Raw genomic sequence first — 18,777 nt, forward strand, 5'->3', positions numbered from 1 at the left:
CACCCCACGGGAGTACACGTCATGGGCCTCATAGACCAGTTCCGGGCCAAGCAGCGGGAGCTCGACGAGCGGGCACGTGCGGCGGGCGAGGAGAAGGCGCCGGAACGGCCTCCTGAGGCGGCGTCCCGGCCGCGCTCCGCAGCCGAGGAGGGCATGGACGCCTGAGAGGAGGCCGCCGTCGCGCGGATGAGGGGCGCACCCGGCGCGGGTGCGCCCTCATCGGCTGCCCTCGTCCACTGTTCCTCTCGCGCTGCCCCTCAGCCGTTGTTCCGCGGCGGCAGCGGGGGCCGCGAGTTGTCGGGGACGTTCGCCAGCCCCGGCGGCTCCGTCGCCGGGTGCCGCTCCAGCAGCTCCAGCGCCGTCCGGACGGCCACGCCCAGCTGCGGATTGCGGCCCTCGGCCCACTGCAGCGGCGAGCGCAGCGCCTGGATGTCGGCCTCCACGCCGTGGTTCTCCACGTTCCAGCCGTACGCGTCGAACCACGCGGCGTTCATCGGGACGGTGATGGTCGTGCCGTCGCCGAGGCGGTGCCGGCCGGTCATCCCGACCACGCCGCCCCACGTGCGCAGGCCGACCACAGGGCCGATGCCCTGGAGCTTGAAGGCCGCGATGATCATGTCGCCGTCGGAGGAGGTCATCTCGTCCGCGACCGCCACGACCGGACCGCGCGGCGCGTTGGACACGTACGTCACCGGCTGCGCGTCCCGGGTCAGGTCCCAGCCCACGATCGTGCGGGTGAGCTTCTCCATGACCAGCTCGGAGATGTTGCCGCCGGCGTTGCCCCGGACGTCCACGATCAGCGCGGGCCGGGACACCTCCATCCGCAGGTCGCGGTTGAACTGCGCCCAGCCGGAGCCGCCCATGTCGGGGATGTGCAGATAACCGCACCTGCCGCCGCTCAGCTCGCGGACCACCTCGCGGCGCTTGGCCACCCAGTCCTGGTACCGCAGCGGCCGCTCGTCGATCAGCGGCACGATGGCCACCCGGCGGGGCCGCCCGTCGTCGTCCGGCGAGGTGAAGGTGAGCTCGACGGTGGTGCCGCCGGCCGCTGCCAGCAGCGGGAACGGCCCGGCGACCGGGTCCACCGGGCGGCCGTCGACGTGCGTGAGCGCCGCGCCCTCGCGGATGCCCGTGCCGGCCAGCGGCGAGCGGGCCTTGGAGTCGGAGGAGTCGCCGGGCAGGATGCGCTTGAGGATCCAGCGGCCCTCCCGGCACACGAAGTTCGCGCCGAGCAGGCCGATGGCGCGCTGGTAGTGCGGCGGGCCCTCGTTGCGCCGGGCGCCGGTGACGTACGCGTGCGAGGTGCCCAGCTCGCCCAGCACCTCGCGCAGCAGGTCGGCGAACTCGTCGGGGGAGGCGACCCGTTCGACCAGCGGGCGGTACTGGTCCAGCACGCCGTCCCAGTCGATGCCGCACATGCCCGGGTCCCAGAAGTAGGCGCGGACGATCCGGCCCGCCTCGTCGAACGCCTGCCGCCACTCCGCCGCCGGGTCCACGTCGTGCAGGATGCGCCGCAGGTCGAGGAAGACCGTGGAGTCGGCGTCCGGGGTCTCCAGCGCGGGCACCGACCGCAGGTCGCCCTCGTCGTTGACGACCAGGCGGGTGCCGTCGCCGCTGAGCGCGTAGCTGTCCAGCGAGCTGGTCAGCTCCGTGCGCTTGGCCTTGACCAGGTCGAAGTGTTCCAGCGTCGGCTGGCCCGAAGTGTTGTCGGGGTTGGCGAAGGTCTCGCCCAGCGCGCCGGAGATCGGCCAGCGCAGCCAGACCAGCCCGCCGCCGGCCACCGGCGCGAGCGAGGAGTACTTCGAGGCCGCGACCGGGAACGGCGTCACCCGGCTGGCCAGCCCCTCCACCTCCACCAGCACCATGCCCTCGGCCGCCGTGTCCACCGGGTCCAGGCCGCCCGCGGCCGGCCGGCCCTCGGGCGAGAGCGCGAAGGGGGAGGGCGTGGCGGAGTTCAGCGGGACCAGGTACGGACGGCAGCCCAGCGGGAAGGACAGGTCGCCGGTGTGCACGTCGTAGACCGGGTCGAAGCCGCGCCAGGACAGGAACGCCAGGTAACGGCCGTCCCGGGTGAAGACCGGCTGCTCGTCCTCGAAGCGCCCGTTGGTGACGTCCACGACCAGCCCGTCGCCCAGCTTGGCGATCTTGATCTTGCGCAGCGACCGGCCGATGCCCGGGTGCGACCAGGTGAGCCACTTGGAGTCCGGCGCGAACGCCAGGTCGCGCACCGGGCCGTTGTCCGAGCGCACCAGCTCGGTGACCTCGCCCTCGCCGTCCTCGGAGGCGTCCACCAGGAGCAGCCGCCCGTCGTTGGCGGCCACCGCCAGCCGCTCGCCGTCCGGGGACGACACCAGCTCGTGCACCCGGCCCAGCTGACCGGCGGCGAGCCGGCGCGGCTCACCGGGCCCGGACGCCTTGGGCAGGTCGGCGATCTCGATGGCGTCCTCGCCCACCACGTCCGTGATGTACGCGATCCGGCCGGTGTCGCCCAGCATCTCCGGCAGCCGGACCCGCACGCCCGGGATGTCGTGGATGGTGCGCGCCGGGCCGTCGCGGTGCGTGAGCCAGTACAGGCTGCCGCGCACCCCGACCGCGCTGGCCCGGCCCGTGGTGTCCACCGCGAGGGAGGTGACGTTGGCGGCGGCGGGCACCTGGTGCGTACGGCGGCCGGTGCGCGGCCCGCCGAGCCGGACCGGCAGCTTGCGCGGCTTCGCGTCCGGGCTCAGGTCGTCCACCAGCCACAGCTCGCCCGCGCACTGGTAGACGATGCGCTCGCCGTCGGTGGCGGCGTGCCGGGCGTAGAAGTCCGCGTGATCGGTGTGGCGGCGCAGGTCGGTGCCGTCGGGGAGGCAGGAGTAGACGTTGCCGACGCCCTCGTGGTCGGAGAGGAAGGCGATGCGGCCGCCGACGAACATCGGCGAGTCCAGATGGCCGTCGATCTCCGGCACCAGCTGCGTGCCGTGCAGCCACAGCCGTCCGGTCGCGCCGCCGCGGTACCGCTTCCACGACGCGGGCTCGTGCGGCGGGGTGCCGCTGAGCAGGAGTGTCTTGTGCTCGCCCGCGAGGTCGGCGACCGCGATGTTCGACACCGGGCCCCAGGGCAGCCGGCCGCCGGGGCTGCCGTCCGTCGGCAGCTTGTACGCCCACGAGTAGTACGAGAAGGGCTGGCCGTGCGAGGACACCGCGAGGATCTCGCCGTCCGGGGTCCAGCCGCACACCCGGGCGTCCACGCTTCCCCAGTACGTCAGCCGGCGGGCCGGGCCCCCCTCGGCCGGCACCAGGTGGACCTCCGGGTCCAGGCTGCGCCACGTCGTGTAGGCGATCTCGCTGCCGTCGGGGGAGAAGCGCGGATGGCTCACGCGGGTGCGGTCCACGGTCAGCCGCCAGGCGCGGGGCGGCTCGGCGTCCTCGGGGACCACCGGGGCCACCCACAGGTCGTCCTCGGCCGCGAAGCACACCTGGTCCCCGTGGATGTGGGGGAAGCGCAGGTAGGAGCCGCCGGTGGAGCCCCCGTCCGGCTTGACCGGCCGCAGCCGGCCACGGGGTCTGGGGGCCGCGGACTGCGTCTCCGAGGCGGGCTCGACGGCCTCCTGGGCCTCCTGTGCGTCGCTCACCCGTACATCGTTTCGGCCCTGCGAGGCCGCGGCAACTCGACTTGCACAACTCACCCCAAGAGGTGAGGCCGTGCCGGGCGCTGCCTCGGGGCCGGTCCCTGCGGTCTGCCGTCGGATGTCCATGGCGCTCACACCGCCGTGCGCTCGCGGGCGGACTCGCCCTCTTCCAGGAGCCGCGCCGCCATGGCGTCCAGCGCCCGGTCCAGGCCGGCCCGGTCCTCGGGGTCGGTCAGGTCCCAGTCCTCCAGGCGGTCGGCCAGCCACTGCCGCCAGGCCGTGCCCAGCCGGTCGATCTCCGCCCGCCCGGCCAGGGTGAGCGCCAGCGCGTCGCCGTCCCGGGTGAGGAGGCCGGCCGCCACCGTGTGGTCGAACACCGGGTCCAGCACGTCCGGCGGCATCCGGTGCGCCGCCGCCACCGCGTCCAGCGAGGCACCGCCGCGCAGCTTCGCGCGCCAGTGCACCTGGCCCAGCGCCCACGCCTGCGCCGGGCTCAGCGTGCTCCCGGACTCGGCGAGCAGCCGCCGGCTGACCGGGCGCTCCTTCGCGGTGCGCATGACCGCGGCCACCGCCCGCTCCAGCTGCCGGTCCCGGTCAGCGGTGTCCGGCGCGGCGAAGCCGTCGCCCAGGTCGCCCGCCGCGGCCCGCGCGCTGTCCCGCAGCGGCACCTCCTTGAGGAACCACGCGACCACGAAGCCGAGCAGCGCGATCGGCACCACCCACTGGAAGACGTAGCCGACGGTCTCGGCGTACGCGTCGATCACCGGGCGGGCCTGCGCGGCGGGCAGCGCGTGCAGGCCCTGCGGGCTCTGCACGGCCTCGGGCGGCACGCCGGGCACCTTGGCCAGCGCCTCCTTCAGGTTCGGCTCCAGCTGCCCGCTGTAGAGCGTCCCGAAGATCGCGGTGCCGAAGGAGGAGCCGAGCGTGCGGAAGAAGGTCACGCCCGAGGTCGCCGAGCCCAGCTCGTGGTACGAGACGGTGTTCTGCACCGCGATGGTCAGCACCTGCATCGCCAGCCCGATGCCGAGGCCGAGCACGAACATGTACAGCGACTCCAGCCACACGCCGGTGTCCCTGCCCATCGTCGACATCAGGTACAGCCCGAGCGCCATCACGCCGGTGCCCGCGACCGGGAAGAGCCGGTACCGCCCGGTCCGGCTGACGACCACGCCGGACAGCATCGAGGTGGCCAGCAGGCCGATCACCATCGGCAGCGTCCGCACGCCGGACATGGTGGCCGAGACCCCGTCCACGTACTGCAGGTACGTCGGCAGGTACGTCATCGCGCCGAGCATCGCGAAGCCGACGATGAAGGAGAGCACCGAGCAGACCGTGAAGACCGGATTGCGGAAGAGGTGCATCGGGAGCATCGGCTCCCTGGCCCGCAGCTCCACGAAGACGAACGCGGCCAGCAGCACCACCGAGCCCGCGAACAGCCCGATGATCGTGCCCGAGCCCCAGGCGTACTCGGTGCCGCCCCACTCCAGGCCCAGCACCAGCCCGGCGGAGCCGAGCGCCACCAGCACGATGCCCGCGTAGTCGATCATCGGCCGGACCGCCGACCGCACGACGGGGACGGTCCTGGCCGCCATCACGACCATCACGACGGCGATCGGGACGTTGACGTAGAAGCACCACCGCCACGACGCGTGGTCGGTGAACAGCCCGCCGAGCGTCGGGCCCACGACGGTGGTGACGCCGAAGACGGCACCCAGCGCGCCCTGGTACTTGCCGCGCTCCCGGAGCGGGATGACGTCGGCGATGAGGGCCATGGCCGTGACCATCAGCCCGCCGCCGCCCACGCCCTGGACGGCGCGGGCCGCCACCAGCATCCCCATGCTGCCCGCGAGCCCGGCCAGCACCGAGCCGCCGACGAACACCACGGCGCTCAGCTGGAACACGATCTTGCGCCCGAAGAGGTCACCGAACTTGCCGACCAGCACCGTGGCGACCGTCTCGGCCAGCAGGTAGGCGGTCACCACCCACGCCATGTGCCCGCCGCCGCCCAGGTCGGCGACGATCGTGGGCAGCGCGGTGGAGACGATCGTCTGGTCCAGCGCGGCGAGCAGCATGCCGAGCACGATCGTGACGAAGACGAGGTTCGTGCGGCGGCGGCTGAGCACGGGCGGCGCGGACCGGGCCTCCGCCGCGGTGGTGGCCGATGTCATACGGCAGACCTCCGGACGAGCGACTGGGAGGGCGCGGGTTCCCCTCAGCTTCACCGATAACCACCGCATTGCCATCTTTTGCACGCGCCCGGGCGGGCGTCCGGCGTACCGGCCGGGCGCCCGCGTCACGGTCCCGCATCATGGGCGCTCTTGCACATCATTTGCAGTACGACCACCATGGGTGGGTTACCGGCCACGAGCGGAGAAATCAGCCATGCATGTCCCCGACGGATTCATCAACGCCCCGGTCTCGGTGGCGACCGGTGTGGTGGCCGCGGCCGCCGTCGCGGTCAGCCTGCGCGGCGCCCGCCGCGAACTGGGCGGTGACGGCCTCGGCGGCGAGCGCACCGCGCCGCTCGCCGGACTGGTCGCCGCGTTCATCTTCGCCGTGCAGATGCTGAACTTCCCCGTCGCCGCCGGCACCAGCGGCCACCTCCTCGGCGGGGCCCTGGCGGCGATACTCGTCGGGCCCTGCACGGCCGTCCTCTGCGTCTCCGTCGTCCTCCTCATGCAGGGCGTCCTCTTCGCCGACGGCGGCCTCACCGCGCTCGGCGTCAACATCACCGACATGGCGGTGACCACCACCGTCGTCGCGTACCTGATCTTCCGCGGCCTGGTGAAGGTGCTGCCGCGCAAGCGCCGCTCCGTCACGATCGCGAGCTTCGTCTCCGCGCTGGTCTCCGTCCCCGCGGCCGCCCTGGTCTTCACCCTGATCTACGCGCTCGGCGGCACCGCCGACGTCTCCACCGGCAAGGTGCTGACCGCCATGGTCGGCGTGCACGTCCTCATCGGCATCGGCGAGGCCGCCATCACCGCCCTCACCGTCGGCGCGGTCATCGCCGTACGGCCCGACCTGGTCCACGGCGCCCGCGGCCTCAGCAAGCCGCTGGAGCTGAAGGTCGCCCCCGTCGCCGCCCCCGCGGCACCCGGCGCGCCGCGCCCCGAGCCGGCCGCCGCCCCCGCCGCCGTGTCCGAGGCCGCCCCCGCGTCCGCCCCCGCCGCCGTGTCCGAGGCCGCCCCCGCGTCCGCCCCCGCCGCCACCGCGGACACGACCGAGCCGCAGGCCCCGGCGCCGGCGCCCGCGCACCGCTCCACCAAGCGCGTCTGGCTCGCCGGCGTCGCCGCGGCCCTGGTCTGCGCCGGCGGCATCAGCTACTACGCCTCCGCCAGCCCCGACGGCCTGGAGAAGGTCGCCCACGACCAGGGCATCGACAAGCAGGAGAAGGACCACGCCGCCAAGGACTCGCCGCTCGCCGACTACAGCGTCAAGGACATCGCGAACGCCCGGCTCTCCGGCGGCCTGGCCGGCGTGATCGGCGTCGGCGCGACCCTGGCCGTCGGCACCGGCGTCTTCGTCGTCGTACGCCGCCGCAACGGCGCGGCGGAGACGGCCCGTACCGACGAGCGCACCGCCGAGCGGGTCTGACATGGGCGCGGGCCACTCCCACAAGCTCTACCGACACGGGCACTCGCCCGTGCACGCGCTCCCCGCGCACTGCAAGATCGCGGCCGTCTTCGCCTTCGTGCTGATCGTCGTGTCCACCCCGCGCGAGGCCGTCTGGGCCTTCGCGCTGTACGCGCTGCTCCTCGCGGCCGTCACGGCGGCGGCCCGCCTGCCGGCCGGGTTCGTCCTCAAGCGCCTGTTCATCGAGGTGCCGTTCGTGGCGTTCGCGCTCCTGATGCCGTTCGTCGCCGAGGGGCCGCGGGTGCACGTCCTCGGCATGTCGCTCAGCGAGTCCGGCCTGTGGGGCGCCTGGAACATCCTCGCCAAGGGCACCCTCGGCGTGGCGGCCTCCGTGATCCTCGCCTCCACCACCGAACTCCGCGCGCTGCTCCTCGGCCTCCAGCGCCTGAAGATGCCGCCGCTGCTGGTCCAGATCGCGTCGTTCATGATCCGCTACGGCGACGTGATCACCGACGAGATGCGCCGGATGCGCATCGCCCGCGTCTCGCGCGGCTTCGAAGCCCGCGGCGTACGCCACTGGGGAGTGCTCGCCAAGTCCGCCGGCGCGCTCTTCATCCGCTCCTACGAGCGCGGCGAGCGGGTGCACCTCGCCATGGTCAGCCGCGGCTACGCCGGTTCCATGCCGGTCACCGACGAGGTGACCGCCGACCGTGCCCAGTGGCGGACCGCCGCCGTACTCCCCTCCGCCGCCCTCCTCGTCTGCCTGCTGGGATGGACGCTATGACCCCGATGGACGCCATGAGCCCGCACGACACCGCCCCCGCCCCCTCGCTGGAGGTCTCCGGCCTCGCGTACGCCTACCCCGACGGCCACCAGGCGCTCTTCGGCGTCGACCTGACCGTGGCACGCGGCGAGCGGGTGGCCCTGCTCGGCCCGAACGGCGCCGGCAAGACCACCCTCGTCCTGCACCTCAACGGCATCCTCGAAGCAGGTGCCGGCTCCGTCTCCGTCGCCGGCCTCCCCGTGGCCAAGCGCAACCTCGCCGAGATCCGCCGCCGCGTCGGCATCGTCTTCCAGGACCCCGACGACCAGCTCTTCATGCCCACCGTCCGGGAGGACGTCGCGTTCGGCCCGGCCGCCGCCGGGCTCCGCGGCGCGGAACTGGACGAACGGGTCACCGAGGCGCTGGACCGCGTCGGCATGGCCGGCTTCGCCGACCGCCCGCCGCACCACCTCTCGTTCGGCCAGCGGCGCCGGGTCGCGGTCGCCACGGTCCTCGCGATGCGCCCGGAGATCCTCGTACTGGACGAGCCGTCCTCCAACCTCGACCCGGCCTCCCGGCGCGAACTCGCCGACGTGCTGCGCTCCCTGGACGTCACCGTCCTGATGGTCACCCACGACCTGCCGTACGCGCTGGAGCTGTGCCCCCGCTCCGTCGTCCTCTCCGGCGGGGTCATCGCCGCCGACGGCCGGACCCAGGACCTGCTCTGCGACGCCGACCTGATGGCGGCCCACCGTCTCGAACTGCCCTTCGGTTTCGACCCCCGTTCGGTGACCGCACCCGTGTGACGGTTCCCGGAATGCGCTGTGACCCTCCCCACGGGCAGCGGGTTCCTGGTCATCAGCACTGATCGGCACGTTGCACCATGGATGGGTCACAAACGCGACGGACAGTGGGAAGCAGGAACCAGTGGTGGACGTCCACGGCACGGTCGAGGCCGGCTACGAGCCGGTCCGCGATGCCTTCGCGGCGAACTTCGCGCGGCGCGGCGAGCGGGGGGCGGCGGTCGCCGCCTACCGGCACGGGCGCAAGGTCGTCGACCTCTGGGCGGGGGTCCGCGACGCGGACTCCGTGACCGACGACGGCAGCCCGGCGGACGCCGGCGCGGCCCGCCCCGCGCCCTGGGAAGAAGGCACCGCGCAGATCGTCCGGTCCGCGACCAAGGGCGTCGCGGCCGTCGTGCCGCTCTTGCTCCACCAGCGCGGCCAGCTCGACCTGGACGCGCCGGTCGGCACGTACTGGCCCGAGTACAAGGCGGCGGGCAAGGAACGCACCCTCGTCCGCCACCTGCTCTCGCACCGCGCGGGAGTACCGGTACTGGACACCCCGCTCACCCCCGCCGAGGCCGTCGACGGCGTCAGCGGCCCGGCCGCGGTGGCCGCGCAGGCACCGGCCTGGGAGCCCGGCACCGACCACGGCTACCACGCCCAGACGTACAGCTGGCTCCTCTCGGAGCTGGTGCTGCGGGTCACCGGCCGCACGATCGGCACGTTCGTCGCCGAGGAGATAGCCGGGCCGCTCGGCCTCGACCTGTGGATCGGCCTCCCCGCGGAGGAGGCGGCCGGCGGCCGGGCCGGACGGCTCGCCGAGATCACCCCGCCGCCGGCCCCCGAGGGCGCCGGCCTGCGCGTCCGGCCCAAGAAGGCGGTGGCCGACGCGTACGACGACCCGGACTCGCTCACCCGCCGGGCCTTCGCGGCGATCACCCCGCACGCCGACGAGAACGACCCGGCCTTCCGCGCTGCCGAGCTGCCCGGCTCCAACGGCATCGCGACGGCCCGCTCGCTGGCCCGCCTCTACGCGGCCCTCATCGGCCCGGTCGACGGCCACCCGCGCCTCTTCGCGCCCGCGACGCTGACGCTGGCCCGCACCGAGGAGTCCGCAGGCCCGGACCGCACGCTCATCGCCGCGTCCCGCTTCGGCCTCGGCTACATGCTGCACGGCCCCACGGCCCCGCTGCTCGCGCCCGGCTCCTTCGGCCACCCCGGCCGCGGCGGCGCCCTCGCCTTCGCCGACCCCGAATCGGGTGTCTCCTTCGGCTACGTCACCAACGGCATGCAGAAGAACGTCACGGCCGACCCGCGCGCCCAGGCCCTGGTACGGGCGCTCCGCTCGGCGCTCTGAGGCCACCGGCCGCCGCCTCGCGTGCGGCGCCGGCTAGCTCGTGTGCAGCATCAGCCCGATGCCGACGACCATCAGCCCGGCCGCCGCGATCCGCGGCGCACCGAAGCGCTCCTTCAGGAAGATCGTGCCGATCGCGGCGCCGACGATGATCGAGGACTCGCGGAGCGCCGCGATGGGCGCGAGCGGCGCGCGGGTCTGGGCCCACAGGACCAGGCCGTACGCGAAGACCGACAGCACGCCGCCCAGCAGCCCGCGCGCGGCGAACGGGCGGAGCTCGGTGAACAGCGCCCGGCGCCGGGTGGCCAGCGCGTACGCCGGGATCGCGAGGCCCTCCAGGAGCATCAGCCAGCCGATGTAGCCCAGCGGCGTGCCGGACGCGCGCACGCCGACCCCGTCGACCGTCGTGTACGAGGCGATGGCCAGGCCCGTGGCGACCGCCGCGATGATCGCGGGCCAGTGCGGCCGGGTGCCGGAGCCGCGGATGCCCCACAGCGCGACGCCGAGCAGCCCGGCGGAGGCCAGGGCGACGCCCGCCAGCGCCCAGGCGTCGGGCAGTTCGCCGACGAAGACCGCGGCGAGGACGGTGACCACGAGCGGCGCCGTGCCGCGCGCGATCGGGTACATCTGCCCGAAGTCGCCGAGCCGGAAGGACCGCATGAGCAGCGCCTGGTAGACGACGTGCAGGAGCGCGGAGGCCAGGAGGAGCGGCCAGGCGCCGGCCGCCGGCAGCGGCGAGACCCCGGCGAGCACCGCGCCGCAGACGGCGCCGCCGGAGCCGACGAGGGTGAAGGCCAGCAGCTGATCCTTGATGCCGTGGGCGATCGCGTTCCAGGCGGCGTGGGTGACGGCGGCGGTCAGGACCGCGGCGACGACGAGCGGCGTCACGGGGTGCGCTCGCGGACGTCCACGACGCGGCCGCCGGCGTACTCGATCAGCGACTTGGGGTCGAGCGGGAAGACGGTGTGCGGGGTGCCCGCAGCGGCCCAGACCGTGCCGTGCGCGAGCAGCCCCCGGTCGGCGAGGACGGTGGTGCGGGTGCGGTGCCCGAAGGGCGGTACGCCGCCGATCGCGTACCCGGTGGTCTCGCGCACGACCGCCGCGTCCGCGCGGCCGACGTGCTGCGCACCCAGCTCGGCCCGTACCTTCTCGACGTCCACCCGCGACGCCCCGTCCATCAGCACGAGGACCGGCACCCCGTCCGCCGCGAAGACCAGCGACTTGACGATCTCGCCGGGCTCGCAGCCGACGGCGGCGGCGGCCTGCGCCGCGGTGCGGGTCGCGTCGGGGAAGCGGCGTACCGGGACGTCGAGGCCCAGTTCGCGCAGCGCCGCGGCGAACAGGGGGTGAGCGTCGGCTGAAGTACTCATGGCCCGCACGCTAGCGAAAGCTGTACGGGCCATGCGACCGGGAAAAGGGGGCGGTCCGGGATGTGGACCGCCCCCTTCCGGGAGGTGCTGCGAGCGGGCCGCCGATCAGCCCTGGTTGAGGATGGCGCGGACGACCGGGCCCGCGTTGTCGCCGCCGTGGCCGCTGGCCGGGACGACGGCGGCGGCCGCGAGGTCGCCGTTGTACGCGGTGAACCAGGCGTTCGGCTTCTTCTGGTTGTCGACCTCGGCCGAGCCGGTCTTGGCGCCGATGTCACCGCTGAGCCCGGACATCGCCTTGGCGCCGGTGCCGGAGGTGGCGGTCAGCTTCATCAGGTACTTCAGCGCGGACGCGGTGTCCGGCTTCATGTTCCGGGAGGCCTTGGCCAGCGACCGGTGGTCGAGGTCGGGGGAGACCAGGTACGGCTGGTGGAAGCTGCCGGACTGGACGGTCGCCGCGATGGAGGCGACGTTCAGCGGGTTCATCCGCACCCCGCCCTGGCCGATGAGCGAGGCGGCCATCTGCGCGTCGCTCTGCACCGGGACGCTGCCGTCGAAGCTGGGGATGCCGGTGCTCCAGGTCTGGCCGAGGCCGAAGACGTCCCGCGCCTGCTTGGTCAGGTCGTCGTCGTGCAGCTTCTCGGCCTGCGAGATGAAGGCGTTGTTGCAGGAGGCGGCGAAGCTCTGCGCGAAGGTGCCGTTCTTGATCTCGGACTTGTTGAGGTTCTGGAACTTCCAGCCGCCGTACGTCACGTACTTCGGGCACGGGTGCTTCTTGTTCGGCGAGGTCAGTCCCTTGTCGATGAGCATCGAGGAGGTGACGACCTTCATCGTCGAACCCGGCGCGAGCGAGCCCTGGGTGGCGACGTTGAAGCCCTTGGCGGGCGAGTTGGCGATGGCCAGGATCTCGCCGGTGCTGGGCTTGACCGCGACCGCAGACGCCTTGCTCTTGGTGGCGACCGCCTTCTGCGCCGCGGCCTGCATCGAGGCGTCCAGCGTGGTCTTCAGCGTCCCGGGGGTGCCCTTGGAGAGCACCTTCAGGGTCTGGTCCGGCTTCTGGGTGGCCTTGTTGCCGCTCTTGGCGCGCTGGATGAAGAACTCCACGCCCGGGGTGCCGCCGGCCTTGTCGCCGTACCGGTCCCGCAGGCTGTCCAGGATGTCGGCCAGCTCCGGGTTGCTCGCCTTGGTGATCTCCTTGCCGTTGCGGTCCACGGCCTTGATCGGCGGGGCCTCGCTCTCGCCGGTGCGCAGCGTGTCGCCCTCGCCCAGCCCGGGGTGGACCACGGTGGGCTTCCAGTCGATCACCGGCTCGCCGGTGCTCCTGTCCCGCTCGACGGTGAGGGAGGTGCTGTAGGAGACGGCGGCGCGCTGTCCCTTGTAACTGATCCGGCCGGAGACCTGGTACGGCACCCGGTCACCCTTGCGGGGACCCGGGGTGAGCTTCACGTTCTCCAGATGGGCCTGGCGGGACACCCCGGTGAGCGCGGTCGCCGCCGCCTTGGTGTCGTCGGTGAGCTTCGCGGCCTTCGCCACGTCGCCCGACTGCCAGGCGTCCAGGAAGCCGGTGGCGGCGGTCTTCACCTCACTCGCCGACAGCGGACCGGTCTTCACCGACGGCTTGCCGTCGCCCGGCTTGCCGTCCGCCGTCATGACCTCCTGCGGGGAGTCGCCATCGGAACTTCCCATCAGGGTGTACCCGCCGACGCCTCCCGCGACGAGGGCGATCGCCCCGCCGATCAGCCCGTACCTCACCTCGCGGCGCATGACTTACCGTTCCCCTCCCGAAGAAGCCTGGACCGTCCTTGGGACACGACACAAGAACGTGCAGCGCACTCTATGGGACACGCGGTATTGGAGTGACCTCCGCACATCTCGTTACCGCATCGGTACGGTGACGCACAGTCGATTCAGCGGTCACGGAAAAGTCACAACCGAACCCCGCGCCTCCGCCCGGCACCCCCGTACCCAGGCACCCTGCGCCGTCCGCCCCCGGCGCGCCCCCCGCGCACTCCAGTAGCCCTGCGTACACGTGCGGCGCCCGGATGACCTCTCTCACACGCACCGGGACACCACCCGGACCCGTTACCCGCGCGGCCCCGTCCGGTACGACGCCCACGGGCCGCCCTCCGCGGCGCCCTCAGGGTGACCGGCCGGGCTCGTACCGCACGGCGAGCAGGGCCACGTCGTCGTCGTTGTCCGGCGGGCGCGCCCGGGCCAGCAGCTGGTCCACGAACGCCTCCAGGGGACGGCGGGCCAGGGAAGCGGCATGCCGGCGCAGCCGCTCCAGGCCGTCGTCCAGGGAGTGGCTCGGGGACTCGACCAGCCCGTCGGTGTAGAGCAGGAGGGTCGCCCCGGGCGGCAGCTCCGCCGTCGCGTCGGGGCGCACCTGATCGTGCTCGACGCCCAGCAGGACCCCGTGTCCTCCGGTCAGGTAGTGGGCCAGGCCCTCGGGGGTGACCACCAGCGGAGGCGGATGGCCCGCGTTGGTCCAGGACACCTCGCACCGGCCGGCGGCGGTGGCCGTCATGCGGGCGAAGACCAGCGTCGCCATGGAGACCTCCGCGATGTCCTGCGTCGCCTGGTCGAGCCATTCCACGACCTTGCTCGGCGGCTTCCGCTGGGACAGCGCGTACGCGCGCAGCATGTTGCGCAGCTGGGCCATGCCGGCCGCCGCGTCCAGGTCGTGGCCGACGACGTCGCCGATGGCGAGCGCCGTGGCCCCGTCCAGCAGCGTGAACGCGTCGTACCAGTCGCCGCCGACCTGGGAGGCGTCCGGCGCGGGCAGGTAGCGGGCGCACAGGCTGCGCCCCGGCGTGCGCGGCAGCGTCGGCAGCAGGTGGCGCTGCATGGTCTCGGCGACCTTGCGCTGGCGCTGGTAGAGGCGGGCGTTCTCCAGGGCGAGGCTGGCCCGGCGGGCGATGTCCTCCAGCAGGGCGGCGTCGGCCGCGGTGAACCGCTCGGGCTGCTTCGCGCGGCCGAGGGTGAGGGCGCCCAGCACGTCGTGCAGGCTGCGCAGCGGGACCATGATCGCCGAGTGCATGCCGGTCGCCTCGAACAGGCGCCGCTGCTCCACCGCGATGCCGGAGTCGGGCGGCCCCTGGTACGTCTCGGGCCCGGCGAAGGACGAGGCGACGCCGCGCAGGGCGCGGGACAGCGGCATCGGGGACTCCTGCGGCACCGGCGGCATGGGCCCCTGGAGGTCCTCCCGGGGCACCACGGTGCCGTCCTGGGCGTGCGCGACGGCGAAGCGCCGCACTTCGTCCCGCTCGCTGATCAGGTCGATGACGGCCCAGTCGGCGAGCCGGGGCACCACCAGGCCGATCAGGCGGCGCAGCGCCTCATGGATGTCCAGGGTGGAGGTGAGCAGGGTGGTCGTCTCGGCGAGCAGCGCGAGCCGTTCCAGCTCGGTCAGGCGCCCGCCGGCCGGGCGCCGCTGGGCGGGCCGCAGGGAGCGCCCGGCCGGGTGGAAGAGGACCAGCGTGGCCGACGGGCGGATGCCGATGTCGCAGGGCGTGACCAGCCAGGACACCGGCAGCAGCGTGCCGTCGCCGCGCTCGAACCACTCACCGTCCCCCTGCTCCGTGTGCCCGCCGAGGATGCTCTCCCGCAGCCGGCACTGGGCCCGCGACACCGGCTCGCCGCAGTAGCTGCGGTGCAGCAGGTCGTGGGCGTCCTGGCCGAGCAGACCGGCGGCGGAACGCGCCAGGAGCTCTTCGCCGCGCGTGTTGACGGCCACGATGGCCCCGCCCTCGTCCGCCAGGTACGCACCGGCGCCGAGGGCCTCCAGAGCCCTGGCCACCGCTTCCCGAGAGCCGTCGGAGCCCGCCATGGTCAGCCTCCCGTCACCGGAGAAATGCCTCGGCCACCCCCGTTTGCTGGATGCCCCCTGACGCCCGCCTGATGCCCCCGCCGGGAAGACGTCAGCCCCTCACCCGCCTACACCCACGTGTCCAGCCACATCCGTCCCTGCCAGGCGCTCTTCGGGATCGGGAGGCCGGTGTAGACGGGGTAGAAGTAGATGAAGTTCCAGACGATGAGGAGGACGAGGATGCCGGCCGTGACGATGCCGGCGGCCCGGCGGCGTTCGCCGGTGAGGAGGGTGCGGGGTTCGGCGGCGGGTTCGGCGGGGCGGCCGATGACGGCACCGAGCATCATGGCCAGGGCCAGGCAGAGGAACGGCACGAAGACCACCGCGTAGAAGAGGAAGATCGTGCGCTCCTGGTAGAGGAACCAGGGGAGGTAGCCGGCGGCGACGCCGCAGGCGATCGCGCCGGCCCGCCAGTCGCGCCTGAACAGCCAGCGGTAGAGGACGTACAGCAGAGCGAAGCAGGCGGCCCACCACAGCAGCGGGGTGCCGAGCGCCAGGACCTCGCGGGCGCAGCCCCCGGCAGCCGTGCAGCCGTCCTGGCCGGCCTTGGGGTCCTCGTAGAAGTAGGAGACCGGACGGCCCAGGACCAGCCAGCTCCAGGGGTTGGACTGGTAGGTGTGGGTGGACGTCAGGTGGGTGTGGAACTCGTACACCTCGTGCTGGTAGTGCCAGAGGCTGCGCAGCCAGTCGGGCAGCCAGGTCCAGCCGCCGGTCCGGCCCTCGGGGCTGGTGGCCCAGTCGCGGTAGTAGCCGCCCTTGGTGGCCAGCCAGCCGGTCCAGGACGCGAGGTAGGCGGCCGCCGCGAGGACGACCGTGGAGAAGAAGGCCGGTACGGCGTCGCGGCGGAGGGCGGAGCGGTACGGGTGCCGGGCACCCGCCGTGCGGCGGGCACCGGCGTCCCAGAGGACCGACATCAGCGCGAAGGCGGCGAGGAAGTACAGGCCGTTCCACTTGGTGGCGCAGGAGAGGCCGAGGCAGAGCCCGGCGGCCAGCCGCCAGGGCCGCCACCCGAGGCCCAGCCGGTCGCCCACCCGGTCGTCGGGGCGCGCCCGCCCGTCCTCGCCGACGGGCAGCGCGGCGGCGAGCCGGGCGCGGGTACGGTCCCGGTCCACGAGGAGGCAGCCGAAGGCGGCCACGACCCAGAACATGACGATGAGGTCGAGCAGCGCGGTGCGGCTCATGACGAAGTGCAGCCCGTCCACAGCGAGGAGCAGCCCGGCCAGGCAGCCGAGGGCCGTGGAACGCAGCAGGCGGCGGCCGATGCGGCAGATCATCAGCACCGAGAGGGTGCCGAGCAGGGCCGTCATGAAGCGCCAGCCGAAGGGGTTCATGCCGAACGCCCACTCGCCCAGCGCGATCATCCACTTCCCCAGCGGCGGATGCACGACGTAGGAGTGCTCGGGGCTGAGCAGGATCCGGGACGGATGGCCGACCAGCGCGTCGTTGGCGTCCTTGGCCCAGGTCCCCTCGTAGCCGTACTGCAGCAGGGACCAGGCGTCCTTCGGGTAGTACGTCTCGTCGAATATCACCTTGTCCGGGCTGCCCAGCCGCCAGAAGCGCAGGACACCGGCGAGCAGCGCGACGAGCAGCGGCAGGCCCCACGCGGCCAGGCGCGCCAGGTGCGGGGCGGCCTGGGGAGCGGGGAAGGGTGCGAGCAGCCGGGTGCGCACGTCCCGCTCCGCGGGCGCGGTGTAGCCGAAGCGGCGCAGCCGCCGCAGCCACGCGGTCGGCGCCGGGGTGCCGCCGCGGTGCGCCCGCACGGCGGCCGCCGGGGCCCCGCGGTGGTCGTCGGCGCGCCGGTCGTTGGTCGCGGTGTCACTCGTCACCGGGCCATCGTAGGGAAGCGGCCTGTGAGAGGCCCGTCTCTCCGGCCGCTCGCCCCGCGCGGCGGGAAGGAGGCCGGCGCGCCTGAAAGGATGGGGCCGTGACTGGAACGCTCGTACTCGCAGGGACCCCCATCGGCGACACCGAGGACGCCCCGCCGCGGCTGGCCGCCGAGCTGCAGGCCGCCGACGTGATCGCGGCCGAGGACACCCGCCGGCTGCGCCGGCTGACGACCGCGCTGGGGGTGCACACCACGGGGCGGGTGGTCTCGTACTTCGAGGGGAACGAGTCGGCGCGCACCCCGGAGCTGGCCGAGGCGCTCGAAGGCGGTGCGCGGGTGCTGCTGGTCACCGACGCGGGCATGCCCTCCGTCTCCGACCCCGGCTACCGGCTGGTGGCGGCGGCCGTCGAGCGCGGCGTGAAGGTGACGGCCGTGCCGGGCCCGTCGGCCGTGCTCACCGCGCTCGCGGTGTCCGGGCTGCCGGTGGACCGCTTCTGCTTCGAGGGCTTCCTGCCGCGGAAGGCGGGGGAGCGGACCGGCCGGCTGAAGGAGGTCGCCGCCGAGCGCCGCACACTCGTGTACTTCGAGGCGCCGCACCGGCTGGCCGACGCGCTCGCCGCCATGGCGGAGGTCTTCGGCCCCGAGCGCCGCGGCGCCGTCTGCCGCGAGCTGACCAAGACCTACGAAGAGGTGCGCCGCGGGCCGCTCGGCGAGCTGGCGGAGTGGGCCGCCGACGGCGTGCGCGGCGAGATCACCATCGTTGTCGAGGGAGCACCCGAGCCGGGGCCGGGCGATCTGGGGCCGGAGGAGCTGGTGCGCCGGGTGCGGGTCCGTGAGGAGGCCGGCGAGCGGCGCAAGGAGGCCATCGCGGGCGTCGCGGCCGAGGCGGGAGTACCCAAGAGGGACGTCTTCGACGCGGTCGTGGCGGCAAAGAACGCGGCGCGTAATGATTCTCGTACGAGTAAATGACAACCCGGAAAGGTAAAGCCGAGGTCGGCTCGGTGTGGGCTTTTGTCTTGGCCCGCTCAAATCTGGGCCAATAGGGAGAACCTTTGCTGCATCGCAGCTCGGAAAGGCGTCCACTGGGAGGTGGGACGTTCGTCCCCGAGAGCTTGTCCGGCGGACAAGAGGAGCTGCGATGACTGAATCTGTGGGAACCACGAACGGGACTCCGCACACGACCGGTACCGGACCTGCCGCACACGAGGCCTACTCCTTCGCCTGCATGAAGTGCGGGCACGGCTGGGAGCAGTCCTACGACATCGAGCACCACGTGGACGTGTCCGGTGAGCCCCGCGTCGTGTACTACGCCGACGGCGTGCGCGTCCCGTCACCACTGACCAGGCCCACCTGCCTCCAGTGCGGCGGACACATAGTCCGCATCATGCGGGCCGGTCAGGTTTCCATGGTCTCGGCCGCCGCCGAGCGGCTCTACTCACCGCGCAGGCCGCAGCCGACGACCGGCCCGGCCGGCGACGCCGGCGACTCCGGCGGCCGGGCCGACGGCGCGCCGCACCGCAGCGGCCACCACTGGCACCTGTCGGACCTGCTGCACCCCTTCCAGCACCACCGCAGGTGAACGAGCGGGCGGCCGTCGCGGGGCGCCCGTCAGAGGGCGTGCGCCGCCTCCC

At 73.5% G+C, this 18,777-nt stretch carries 14 protein-coding genes; 7 read left to right on the top strand and 7 right to left on the bottom strand.

The features are described 5' to 3' along the window. Positions 1-21 precede the first annotated feature (21 nt). On the top strand, positions 22-165 hold the full coding sequence (locus C3486_RS37185; protein WP_181138486.1) for a hypothetical protein: 144 nt from the start codon (positions 22-24) through the stop codon (positions 163-165). A 92-nt stretch (positions 166-257) separates the two neighbouring features. Here the strand turns inward: C3486_RS37185 and C3486_RS08860 are convergent, their stop codons facing one another. Together C3486_RS08860 and C3486_RS08865 are read right to left on the bottom strand one after the other, a co-directional pair. Continuing rightward, entirely contained in the window at positions 258-3,533 is a 3,276-nt protein-coding gene (locus C3486_RS08860) for a S41 family peptidase (protein WP_103832087.1), read from the bottom strand. Positions 3,534-3,742: 209 nt separating this feature from the next. Then, positions 3,743-5,779 (bottom strand): MDR family MFS transporter, encoded by a 2,037-nt coding sequence (locus C3486_RS08865; RefSeq protein ID WP_103832041.1) that lies wholly within the window; start codon positions 5,777-5,779, stop codon positions 3,743-3,745. 214 nt (positions 5,780-5,993) lie between these two features. On the opposite strand from C3486_RS08865, the gene C3486_RS08870 reads away from it, so the two are divergent. From C3486_RS08870 to C3486_RS08885, 4 genes are all read left to right on the top strand, one after another. Next, positions 5,994-7,205: an energy-coupling factor ABC transporter permease gene (locus C3486_RS08870; RefSeq protein ID WP_103832042.1), complete on the top strand. Its 1,212-nt coding sequence runs from the start codon at positions 5,994-5,996 to the stop codon at positions 7,203-7,205. A gap of 1 nt (position 7,206) precedes the next feature. Further along, the gene (gene cbiQ / locus C3486_RS08875) at positions 7,207-7,968 is read left to right on the top strand and encodes a cobalt ECF transporter T component CbiQ (protein ID WP_103832043.1); all 762 of its coding nucleotides are present in this window, start codon (positions 7,207-7,209) and stop codon (positions 7,966-7,968) included. Beyond that, positions 7,965-8,753, top strand: coding sequence for an energy-coupling factor ABC transporter ATP-binding protein (locus tag C3486_RS08880; protein WP_374936845.1), 789 nt, complete (start codon positions 7,965-7,967; stop codon positions 8,751-8,753). Before cbiQ ends, C3486_RS08880 begins: the two co-directional genes overlap by 4 nt. Positions 8,754-8,874: 121 nt before the next feature. Further along, the gene (locus C3486_RS08885; RefSeq protein ID WP_181138488.1) at positions 8,875-10,089 is read left to right on the top strand and encodes a serine hydrolase domain-containing protein; all 1,215 of its coding nucleotides are present in this window, start codon (positions 8,875-8,877) and stop codon (positions 10,087-10,089) included. A gap of 33 nt (positions 10,090-10,122) precedes the next feature. Here the strand turns inward: C3486_RS08885 and C3486_RS08890 are convergent, their stop codons facing one another. From C3486_RS08890 to C3486_RS08910, 5 genes are all read right to left on the bottom strand, one after another. Next, positions 10,123-10,974, bottom strand: a complete 852-nt coding sequence (locus C3486_RS08890; protein ID WP_103832045.1) for an EamA family transporter — start codon at positions 10,972-10,974, stop codon at positions 10,123-10,125. Then, a complete protein-coding gene (locus C3486_RS08895; protein ID WP_103832046.1) occupies positions 10,971-11,456 on the bottom strand; it encodes a YbaK/EbsC family protein in 486 nt (161 codons plus the stop codon). Before C3486_RS08895 ends, C3486_RS08890 begins: the two co-directional genes overlap by 4 nt. A gap of 105 nt (positions 11,457-11,561) precedes the next feature. Next, positions 11,562-13,217, bottom strand: a complete 1,656-nt coding sequence (locus C3486_RS08900) for a penicillin-binding transpeptidase domain-containing protein (protein WP_103832047.1) — start codon at positions 13,215-13,217, stop codon at positions 11,562-11,564. Positions 13,218-13,590: 373 nt separating this feature from the next. Then, the gene (locus C3486_RS08905) at positions 13,591-15,282 is read right to left on the bottom strand and encodes a SpoIIE family protein phosphatase (RefSeq protein ID WP_103832048.1); all 1,692 of its coding nucleotides are present in this window, start codon (positions 15,280-15,282) and stop codon (positions 13,591-13,593) included. Between the two features lie 107 nt (positions 15,283-15,389). Next, positions 15,390-17,147: a dolichyl-phosphate-mannose--protein mannosyltransferase gene (locus C3486_RS08910; RefSeq protein ID WP_103832049.1), complete on the bottom strand. Its 1,758-nt coding sequence runs from the start codon at positions 17,145-17,147 to the stop codon at positions 15,390-15,392. A gap of 98 nt (positions 17,148-17,245) precedes the next feature. Here C3486_RS08910 and rsmI point away from each other — a divergent pair, with 98 nt between their 5' ends. Further along, positions 17,246-18,115, top strand: a complete 870-nt coding sequence (gene rsmI / locus C3486_RS08915) for a 16S rRNA (cytidine(1402)-2'-O)-methyltransferase (RefSeq protein WP_103832050.1) — start codon at positions 17,246-17,248, stop codon at positions 18,113-18,115. 169 nt (positions 18,116-18,284) lie between these two features. Then, positions 18,285-18,725 carry a hypothetical protein gene (locus C3486_RS08920; RefSeq protein WP_103832051.1) on the top strand — a complete coding sequence of 147 codons (441 nt, stop codon included), beginning with the start codon at positions 18,285-18,287 and terminating at the stop codon, positions 18,723-18,725. Positions 18,726-18,777: the final 52 nt, after the last annotated feature.

The sequence above is a fragment of the Streptomyces sp. Ru73 genome (assembly GCF_002920575.1).
Classification (GTDB): domain Bacteria; phylum Actinomycetota; class Actinomycetes; order Streptomycetales; family Streptomycetaceae; genus Streptomyces.

Excerpts from the sequence above, each read along its gene's own strand:
- C3486_RS37185 (WP_181138486.1), top strand. The coding sequence starts at position 22 with ATGGGCCTCATAGACCAGTTCCGGGCCAAGCAGCGGGAGCTCGACGAG.
- C3486_RS08865 (WP_103832041.1), bottom strand. The coding sequence starts at position 5,779 with ATGACATCGGCCACCACCGCGGCGGAGGCCCGGTCCGCGCCGCCCGTG.
- C3486_RS08870 (WP_103832042.1), top strand. The coding sequence starts at position 5,994 with ATGCATGTCCCCGACGGATTCATCAACGCCCCGGTCTCGGTGGCGACC.
- cbiQ (WP_103832043.1), top strand. The coding sequence starts at position 7,207 with ATGGGCGCGGGCCACTCCCACAAGCTCTACCGACACGGGCACTCGCCC.
- C3486_RS08880 (WP_374936845.1), top strand. The coding sequence starts at position 7,965 with ATGACCCCGATGGACGCCATGAGCCCGCACGACACCGCCCCCGCCCCC.
- C3486_RS08895 (WP_103832046.1), bottom strand. The coding sequence starts at position 11,456 with ATGAGTACTTCAGCCGACGCTCACCCCCTGTTCGCCGCGGCGCTGCGC.
- C3486_RS08900 (WP_103832047.1), bottom strand. The coding sequence starts at position 13,217 with ATGCGCCGCGAGGTGAGGTACGGGCTGATCGGCGGGGCGATCGCCCTC.
- C3486_RS08905 (WP_103832048.1), bottom strand. The coding sequence starts at position 15,282 with ATGGCGGGCTCCGACGGCTCTCGGGAAGCGGTGGCCAGGGCTCTGGAG.
- C3486_RS08920 (WP_103832051.1), top strand. The coding sequence starts at position 18,285 with ATGACTGAATCTGTGGGAACCACGAACGGGACTCCGCACACGACCGGT.